Annotated in this window: 2 protein-coding genes and 1 pseudogene; all 3 read right to left on the bottom strand. The window is 43.9% G+C overall.

The features are described 5' to 3' along the window. Positions 1–198 precede the first annotated feature (198 nt). Positions 199–1,098: a hypothetical protein gene (locus ABDZ76_RS17450; protein ID WP_343808607.1), complete on the bottom strand. Its 900-nt coding sequence runs from the start codon at positions 1,096–1,098 to the stop codon at positions 199–201. An 86-nt stretch (positions 1,099–1,184) separates the two neighbouring features. Further along, a complete protein-coding gene (locus ABDZ76_RS17455; RefSeq protein WP_343808609.1) occupies positions 1,185–2,027 on the bottom strand; it encodes a hypothetical protein in 843 nt (280 codons plus the stop codon). Positions 2,028–2,312: 285 nt separating this feature from the next. Then, a pseudogene (locus ABDZ76_RS17460) lies at positions 2,313–2,547 on the bottom strand (IS30 family transposase); the annotation flags it as partial.

Raw genomic sequence — 2,547 nt, forward strand, 5'->3', positions numbered from 1 at the left:
TCACTCAGATGCTCAATCAGCATGCCAACAGCACGTTCACGGAATTCGGACGAGTAACGTTGGGATGTTCTCTTATGTTCCATAGGGTCAACTCTATTTGAAGTTAGACCCTCCGGCAAACCCGGTGTGGTTCAATTCGACTTCGTACATTAAGTATTAAAGAATACTGTTTCGATGGCAATCGAGGAATATATATGCTTATGTAACTGGTACACTTTGATATATTGTGCCATCCAGTTCACTTTGGACATCAGCACCATTGCCATTCGGCGCGACTTTAACTTCCAGCAACTCGATCTCGCACCAATCATCATTCGTCACGCCTCCTGGAGCAGCAAGCGGAACAGGCCAAACCATTCCGTCACCAAATTGAATAGTTCTATCCTTACCTTCAATGTGTTTTTTGATCATCAATCGGGTCTCGTCTTCGGCTTTAAAACCATCCGGCAGATAGAATGCCGGAATACGAGAAGACTCATGAGGGCAAAATCTGAGACCTAATTTTTCACCTAAGAGTTCATTAATTTCAGTTAAGGCTGTCTTTCCATCTTTTGGCCGATATTTCATACGACGCAAGTCACACGCAACTTTTGGAGTTAGTCTGAGCTTCAGTCGAACACCACGGTGTTCTGAAAAATAACTCCAGAACTGATCTTCATCATCACCATTCTTGAGATCGGTTAGAGATATATAGTATAAATCTTCGCTTAGTTCCTGACCATAAGTTCGACAAGTTTCGGGATCAGGTGTGTAATAACCGTCAAATTCATTGTCAAACGCATAAGGATGAAACTCCCCCTCTTTCATTCGCTTAGCAACTGGATACAAATAAATCTTCCCCTCTCTGATAATTCCTCTAAAACCATCAATAGTTGTATAGTGATACAGATCAACTGGCCCCGCTACTCGTGGAAAGTCGACTTCATAAATTGCATGAGATAAAAGTTTTGAGCTGCTGAATTCACGCAATCGTTTTTTATCCACTGATACTGTTAATTCTCCATGAATAAAAATATCATCAGGCGTCGCATTTCCTAGAACTGACTTAAATATAGCTTGTAGTTTATCGAGTTGCTCTCTCTTTCCCCAATAACTCATTTCAGTTTCCTTATTATATGTTGTTCTTATATCTATTTATAAGAAATGGGATTTCAACAAGCGGCAGGAACCCCAAATAAAGTGAGTTACTTACTCTCAAAAACATTCGCCTCAACGAGCGCGTTGCCTTCAAACAAGCATTGGATTTGATACTCAACCTGTAAATTCAACGCATTCTTCGCTGTGAATTTCGACTGCAGAACCGCGCTGCCATCTGGCCGTGCAAGGAACGAGACATTGATGAATTTAGAGAAGCTGACTGTCGAAGGGTGAGTTGCCTTGGCCTTTGCGGCCTTCTCACATGCCTCTATCGCAGCCACTTTTGAAACAGCCATAGGATCTTTGAATTCCTTATCTATGTCGCTGAGTTTGAATTTGACTTCAAAGCCTGGCTTCCCGACACACATCACGCTGAATTCATCTTTGGACTTTTTGAACTTTTGAATCGAATTCGTGTTGATGTCATCGCATCCAGTGCGCTCATTGAAGATTTTATTCACAATCGGCACGATCTTGGCTTTGTGCTTCGACGTGTCTTTGTTCCAATGAAGATCATTCTCGATATAAACCCGTTTACCGCTGGCAGAAACCTGCATAACCCGAAGGTTCTTTGTGGGAACCCAGCCTTGCACATGTGTCAGCCATTCCGGCGTTACAATCTGCACTTCAGTCCAATCACCCTGAGAGCATAGACGGCGAACCGTGGTTGATGGGTCAATCTCGTGGTAATGCGTCTCTTTGAGCGCTTTTGACAGCTTTTCGTTTTTGATCTTGCCAGCTTTTGCGTCTGGTTTTAGACGAGGCGAGTATTCTTTATCAACCGCGACCACGTCGCCTGGCTTGCTATCACAGCTGTCCGCAAATGCATGTGATGTGTGTGCGATATAGCCTGCTGTCAACGTTAATAGGCATACCTTCAATGTGCGCATTTTTACCCCCCAATAAATAACTAGGTGGGACAATATCCACTCACTATCGAGACATCAATCTTCAGTTGCTATGTGAGACTTTCTGTCTTTGAAGGAACATGAATGTTTATATCCCGCTCATAAGAGACATGGGTTTTAGACAATACGAACTAAGGGATTGAAAAAAACGTCCTTGGTTATGACAAGGACGCTTTCGTGTTGCATCTCGCTGCAACAATGCGGTCAAGACATGCCAAGTAGGTACGTATAACGATTTTTATTTGCGATAAGTTTTTGCCGAAAGACTTATGCAGGCGTTTTGTACCCAAGGCATTTTCGAGACGTATTGTTGAGTCGATGACAGATGAATGCGAGGTCTCTATCACTGAGGGTGAGTGGATCAAGGTCTCGGGAATGCCAGCTTGCAGATAAGCCCATTCGCTGAACTCGGTACCCCGATCAAACGTTATCGAGCGGCGCGCGATCTGGGGCAGGGGTTGGAGGATGCTAATCACCCCATTCATCACCGGCCGTGACTGGC

The organism is Paenochrobactrum glaciei, assembly GCF_039522165.1.
In the GTDB taxonomy this organism is placed as follows: domain Bacteria; phylum Pseudomonadota; class Alphaproteobacteria; order Rhizobiales; family Rhizobiaceae; genus Paenochrobactrum; species Paenochrobactrum glaciei.